The organism is Nocardioides sp., assembly GCF_047607365.1.
Taxonomy (GTDB): Bacteria; Actinomycetota; Actinomycetes; order Propionibacteriales; family Nocardioidaceae; genus Nocardioides.
In genome coordinates this window covers 24,260-30,447 of sequence record NZ_JASGDD010000094.1, presented here as the reverse complement: position 1 = coordinate 30,447, position 6,188 = coordinate 24,260, and the positions used below count along the sequence as shown (strand labels likewise).

At 60.5% G+C, this 6,188-nt stretch carries 4 protein-coding genes; 2 read left to right on the top strand and 2 right to left on the bottom strand.

Annotated features, from left to right (window positions below):
• The first annotated feature begins 55 nt into the window (after window positions 1-55).
• Both QM572_RS07345 and QM572_RS07340 read left to right on the top strand, forming a co-directional pair.
• The gene (locus QM572_RS07345; RefSeq protein ID WP_415091585.1) at window positions 56-1,129 is read left to right on the top strand and encodes a hypothetical protein; all 1,074 of its coding nucleotides are present in this window, start codon (window positions 56-58) and stop codon (window positions 1,127-1,129) included.
• A 119-nt stretch (window positions 1,130-1,248) separates the two neighbouring features.
• Window positions 1,249-1,719 (top strand): hypothetical protein, encoded by a 471-nt coding sequence (locus tag QM572_RS07340; protein ID WP_415091583.1) that lies wholly within the window; start codon window positions 1,249-1,251, stop codon window positions 1,717-1,719.
• Window positions 1,720-2,130: 411 nt separating this feature from the next.
• On the opposite strand, the gene QM572_RS07335 is transcribed toward QM572_RS07340, so the two are convergent.
• A complete protein-coding gene (locus tag QM572_RS07335; protein ID WP_415091581.1) occupies window positions 2,131-5,454 on the bottom strand; it encodes a hypothetical protein in 3,324 nt (1,107 codons plus the stop codon).
• 54 nt (window positions 5,455-5,508) lie between these two features.
• Entirely contained in the window at window positions 5,509-6,093 is a 585-nt protein-coding gene (locus QM572_RS07330) for a hypothetical protein (RefSeq protein WP_415091579.1), read from the bottom strand.
• Window positions 6,094-6,188: the final 95 nt, after the last annotated feature.

The window sequence follows — 6,188 nt, the reverse complement described above, 5'->3', positions numbered from 1 at the left end:
CCCCCCCCCCCCCCCCCCCGCGAAATCAGGAAATTTCAGGGGTTTGGGGTTTGCGGTGGTTCAGGTCTTTCAACGCGTGCGTACCGACTCGCGTCAATACATCCAGTTGCGCAGCGTCACCGACAGTCGCCCACCTGACGATTGCTCAGACGGTCTCGGCCAGAGCGCCGCGCCGCCTACTCGCGTAGTGGCTGCGCGTCCGGCCAATCGCGGCCCGTTCTCGCCTCGAGCAGCGACAAGTGGCCCTCGCCTGCCGCTTCTGACAGGCGCGATCGCTCTCACTGCCGTCCTATTTGTCGCCTCTGCTTGCGGCGAGCAATCCACTACACGCGCTACGGCAACCTCTTCAAAGGCACCTGCGACGGGCATCTTCAGCGGCGATCTCTCGGATGCCTGCACCGAGGCCGAGAAGAAAGCAACGTCCCTCTTGGCGGCGGACGGCGCTGACTACGCAACCAAGTACGGCAGGGCGCTCAAGCAGGTCACTCTGCCGAACAATAACGGCTTCGCCACGAACTGCGAGTTCACCCTCATCGAGTCGGGACAGCCCGACGACAGCGGCACCGACGTGCAATTGGAAGTCGACTACGACTTCTCCGGGAGCGGGTCGCTCGCCGACGCGCTCAGCATCTACTTCACCGACTCGGATACCGACTACCCCGCCCGCACCATGAGCAGCGGGGAGGACGTCTGGCTCGTGAGTGACCCTTTGGGTTCCAAGCTCCCATACCCCGCGATCTTGAGCGCGGACGGTGCCGAGCAGTGGTACGCCTTCGCCGACTTCAACTCGCAAACGGGGCTGACGGCGGAAGAGCAACTCAGCGTCCTCTACGCCTGGCTCGACGCCAGCGGCTTCAACGGCGGCCCCTTGAGTACCGCCGGCGACCGCCAGTGCCTGAGCACCGATGACGCCGCGGCCGGCATCGCCTCATCCGGGCCAGACCTGACCGTCGACAACGTCCAGTGTGCGCAGGGGTGGGCGGTGGTGGACGCGTTCAACGACAGCGACGAAGGCACGTTCATGTTCCACCGAGAGTCAGGCACCTGGGTCAGCGTCGACCCGTACGACACCTGCGCGCAGCAGCCAATTCCACCAGCGCTGTACAGCGTGGCATGTCCCGACAGTTGAGCCGGTGCGGCGGACACCCGCTATCGGTCATCGCTCACCCATGACGTGGTCTCGGGGTTGAGGCACCGCGACGTGACCAGAGCCATGCACTCGGTCACTCTCCAACGAGGGAGCACCCCATGAAGATCGACGACATCATTGAGGCGTCTGCCAACGTCGGCGTGCAGACCGTTGGCACCCGGCCATTCCTGCAACTTGTGCAGACCTGGCTACCGCCCCTGGCGGATGAGTTCGCCAAGCACGTCACTGTTGAGGACAAGCCCGGGGTACTACTGGCAGTCACTCCCCTCGCGGTGGATGCCAAAGACCCACGAGGCTGCTTGCTCGTGCTGAAGGGTAAGACCATCTTGGCTTGGAGTGCTGGTGTCCTCCGGCCAACTACCTCCAGCGTGGTGCTGCCCATCTCTAGGCCCGAGCAACTGGTGCATGCCGAGACACGGCCCAAGAGTTGGAAGCAGCCCGAGCGCTGGGTCTTCGACCTCATGGACCCACCGATGTACGCAGTCGAGGTATTCAACGACGGGAACATGAAGGGTGCAATTGAGCTGGCGCGGATGGTGGCCAGTGGAGCGGTGACGGTGGATGAGTGACGGTGGATGAGTGAGTGGCCGTCGGAAGGCTTGCCTGCTGCCTCGCAACTGTTGGCCTCTTGGTTGGCAGCCTGACGGCTTGCGGATCGTCCGACGCGGGCTGGTTCTAAAAGGCCCGGTTGACACAAGATTCGACACGCCGACCGCCATCAGCTCAGGCACGGCGGCAGCGACGAGCACTTCTCTGGCTACCGTACCGTCCAGCGACGACGACTCAGATGGCACCACCACCTCTAGCGCTGTGGGCACCAGTAGCGCAGCACGATTTGTTCGTTGCGCGCGGGAGCAGTAATGCGCAGTCCCTCTACGCAGGACGGTACTTGAACACGCTGTGCCCCATCGTGAGCGTTGGCTCGAGGAAGTCCGGCGCCGGGGGCCTGTGCAGCGAGGAGGCTCCCGGTAGGTATCGCGTCAGATCGCGCAGAATCTGAGGAGCCCGCAGTCCGCCTGCTGAAGACCCGTCGTCATTGCGTAGACCCAGTCAGTTCGCCCACGCCTCCTAGCTGCCTTCAGCGCGTACTCGCGCACGTCATCCGGGATTGTCGGGGCCTCCTTGTTCATCTCGCTGAGACAGACAGCAATTGCGGCCGCGCGATCGGACCAATAAGCCGCCGCATCCTCATCTCGAAAGGTCTCCGCGAGCCGCCACGCAGTTGACCAATGGGGATACACGGTGCCCACAAGCTCAAGGTCGACCACGACGTCATCACCAAATTCTGCTGCGAATAACTTTCGTACCGGGTCAACAACTTCCACGAAAAACTCGTCTAATGAATGGCTCCGACCGTCCATAAAGCTCAGAGACGAGAAAACGAGGCCAGCTAGCCGGACTTTTCGCTGACCAAATGAGTTCACAAATTTAAGACCAAGTAGGTCGTTCATGGCGCGACTATCGACATCCGGAATGTAGTCCGAAATCCAATTTAGATCTATCGAATCTTGCTTCTTGGGCAAGTCTTCATAATACTTCCTCAGTTGACGAGCCTGCCAGATCGTGAAAGCGATTAGGCGAAGGATCCGCTCGTAACATTCCCCCAGCGCGTCGGAGCGTTCTTGACCGACTAATGCGCGCACACGAATTAAGCTAACTTTAACCTCTTCGCGAAGATTGATTACATAGCGCGTATCTTCCGGTGGTGTCACAGCCGCCAGACCCGTTGCATACTGCAGCCACTTTTCAGCCGATGCATCGCTGTATACGGCGGCCGTTGAAAAATCAATGATTCCATATTCGGCGCCTGCAGCGGGAAGCCCGTCTCGTGCCCAATCAAATGTCTCGCGCATAAGGCTATCGAACTCAACCATACTGTTACCGTCGTAGGCATGCATCGCAGCCATGAGCCCGTTTGCCGCCGCCCGGATCTCACCTGCAACCGATTCGAGCGCACCGACGCTCCGAAATGCACGGCACGCGTCGCGAAATAGCGCGGTCGACTGCTCGAAGTTCCCTAGCCAGGAAGCAGCGAGGCCTCCGGCGTACTTCCAACGACCGATTTCGAGCCGCATATTCGGTTCGTAGGAATCTATTTCGTGCTTAGCCCATACCAACCGCTGGGCTCCAATAACCACAGACTCTAACGTAGGCCTATTTGCCGAAACTGCCATGTTTGAATACAGATGAGGAACAACTGATGTCAGGATGGTGCCCGGATCAAGAACTTGTCGGTGTATTAATTCAGTGGTGAGCTGCGCCGCTGGCCGACGGCGTTCGGGGTGCCAGGTGTCAGCGATAATGAGTTCAGCACACATTGTGTAGTCATAATCGTCAATTCGCAGCTTCTTTCCGTTGAGCACGTTGTATATTTCTTCTTTTCCTGCGTCGTCTGTCGGGACGTGGGCTGCTATTGCACGGTGATCCCCGCATTGGATTCGGACGCGCATCACGGCAGCGGCGATGAGGCCTGCGGAGTTGCTGTCGGCGTCGCCGCGAAGAACCATGGACTGGATCACCTCTGTTCGCAGCACTCCAGCCCAGCTCACCATCACGGGCGGGAGGAGGTATCCAGCGAACCAGTGCCAGCAGGCCAGCTCTGCCGCGGCGGTCGTCACCAAGCGCTCGCAGACGCTGCGGACTTCACTATCTCCGAAGATCTCGACCAAGATAAGGGCCGTGAATGGCTTCATGATAACTGAGCCGTCCGCTTGCAGTATTGCGAAGTTCGCATCTATCAATTCGCGTATCGCGCCTTCAACCCCGAGCCTCAGAACGGGCCGTATGCCAGGCTCACCGTGCCGCAGAACATCGGCTACTCCGCGTTCTCGAAAAAGATCTACGAATGGTGACGTTCGACCTGGCAGTGACCTGTGCGCAGCCGATTTTGTATCTGTATGCCGAATGAGGCTCTCAAGGACCAGTGCCGGCAACGTGAGATCCGCACTCGCCGTGAGGGATTCGAGAATTAGTCTAGCGTGATCCCCGTAGGCGCTGGCGCCGATGCGCTCAAGCGACTTTCGATAAATGTTGCCAATCGCTGCGGTTCCTGAGGATTTCCGAAAGTCAGCCGCGTATTGGTCTAGGTCTAGGTCGTCGCACAGCGCTTGGATGTCGGCAGCTAACTCGCTCGAACGTATAAGGGCACAGGCATTGCTCATGGCCAGAGCACGCCCGAACAATGCTGTTCCGAGTCTCTTGGACTGGTCCACGGTTGCCTGAGGAAGCCGCCGCCAGATGAATTCGCCAGACATACTCAGATCGAAATCACCAACCGTGATCGGCTGCGACCACGGTTCGAAGCTTTCGAAGGTCGGCTGAGGATGACGACTAATGACAATGATCGGCGTGAGGAAGTCAACCGCACCCTCGAACAAACCGGCTGTAGCGGTAGTGTCCTGGTCGTAGCCGTCGAATACGACCAGCTCTGGCCCGGTACCAGCGATGAGCACCTCGGCAAGACGTGCAACCAAGAGTGCGGGATGGACGGGCGGAGCCATCGCTGACGACTCTGCAGCCACGAGCAGTTCCGTGTCTCGTATGAACGCGCTTTCGTTATCGCATCGGATGAAGACAGCTCGAACCGCGGCCTGCTCCAGGACATGGTTCACCAAGTACGACTTCCCGGTTCCCACGTCGCCGGTAACCCAGATGAGGCCCGCCTCCGCCTTCAGTGCTGCGGTGAGCTCGCTCTCTAGATCCGGGCGCAGGACATGGGTACTCGCGACAGCCGGGACCGGAGGCCGCGGCTTCTCGCGACGTTGCACGTAACGCAGGAGTGCGGAGGCAAGTTCGAGGCGCATAGCATCGGCAATTTCCCCAGCCAGACTGAGCAAATTGTCCGTCTCGTTGGCTAGGTCGCGACACACGAGGTCGTAGCCAGTCGTGCGGCGAGTCCTAAGCTTCTCCGCGCCTGTTGAATCAGTGTCGGGGAAGGGACCGGCGGTCAGGCCTGGCAGCATGCGCTCGGCGATGTAGCTGAGGCGAAGACGATGAACCTCGTCATGGTCGTGACGCCGGCCCCGATAGACAATTGGCAGCTTGCGACGTCGGTAGTCCTTGCTGACCTGGCCACCGCACGCCACCTGAAGGAGTTTGATGAAGGCGTCGTAGCGGCCTTCGGGCAAGGTATCGCGGCCTACGCGCTCTAGCAGCTGCTGGAGTTCCTCAGGGAGTGGCTCAGTCTCTTTATACCTATATCGGGGAGTGGCCAGCACCTTCGAGGAGAGCTTGGTGATCGCCGAGGCCACGGCGGCGGCCTCTTTCGGCTGCACGCGATGCGCATCAGCCTGCTCCTCGGTCACCCAGCGCAGTCTTGCAGACAATCGCCCGCCGGGAAGGAGGATTGAGGCTGCCAGCTACTGCTGGAACTTGCCGTGGCCACGGCGGCGAGCCTCGGCGAACTGGGCAGCGAGCGCCGAGACCATGCTGGCGAAGACGTAGTCCGGGAGCAGCCGTTGGAGCTCTTCCATGTCGCCGTGTGAGACACCGGGGCTATCCCCGTCGTTCTCTGGATGGGTGACGGCGCGCACCCACAAGTCGATGTCATCAGGCCCAAGGAAAGCCGTTCCCTCGTAGTCGGCATCCTGCTTGTGGTAATGCCAGTAAGCAGTGACCACATAACGCCCGATGTTCGCCGTAGCGAGCCGCACGATCCCGCGCTCCGGGTTGTTGAGCAAGCGCTCGATGAGCTCTCGGCCCTCCATGGGGTCACGTCTACTGATAGTCCGACCGATGCCCTTACTGAGCGCCCACCGGCGGTCCATGCCAGTTTGGAACTCTTCGGGTGGCGGCGGTTCGGGCCCCCATTCGTCGCCAACTGGTTCGGGTTCCAAACCAGCCCAGTAGCGGTCTTCCCACTCGGACACCGCCTGCCGATGCTGCACGCCAGGATCGGTCTGATGAACCAAGACTGCGAGCGCTTCGATCTCCGCCGCCGTCATGCCACTTAGGTCGAAGCTCAAAACGTCACGCGGTGACGTGTTGTACTCAAGCGGAGGGATCCCCGGGATATGGACGGGGGGCACATGTTCGGACA

Coding starts and splice junctions, on each gene's coding strand:
- QM572_RS07330 (WP_415091579.1), bottom strand. CDS start 6,093: ATGACGGCGGCGGAGATCGAAGCGCTCGCAGTCTTGGTTCATCAGACC.
- QM572_RS07340 (WP_415091583.1), top strand. CDS start 1,249: ATGAAGATCGACGACATCATTGAGGCGTCTGCCAACGTCGGCGTGCAG.